The organism is Burkholderia reimsis (assembly GCF_003294055.1).
GTDB classification, from domain to species: domain Bacteria; phylum Pseudomonadota; class Gammaproteobacteria; order Burkholderiales; family Burkholderiaceae; genus Burkholderia; species Burkholderia cepacia.
In genome coordinates this window covers 1-244 of record NZ_QMFZ01000182.1, presented here as the reverse complement: position 1 = coordinate 244, position 244 = coordinate 1, and the positions used below count along the sequence as shown (strand labels likewise).

Here is a 244-nt window from a genome sequence, read left to right as displayed (position 1 = left end):
CGCCAGCCATCCCGGTGTTGCCCGCGATGTTCAGGTTCGGTGCGGTGATGTTCGTGCTCGTGTTACCCGCCACCGTGCTGTTCGGCTGCTGCGTCCACGTCTGGTTCGCGTGGCCCGTCACGTTGTCGCCGCCGATGTCGCCGCCGGTGCCCACCGTCACGTTGTCGCCCGACACCGTCGTGTTGCCCACGCCAGCCATCCCGGTGTTGCCCGCGATGTTCAGGTTCGGTGCGGTGATGTTCGT

Annotated in this window: 1 pseudogene; it reads right to left on the bottom strand. The window is 66.8% G+C overall.

Going from position 1 to position 244, the window contains the following annotated elements:
- Positions 1-244, bottom strand: a pseudogene (locus DPV79_RS43020) (hypothetical protein); the annotation flags it as partial.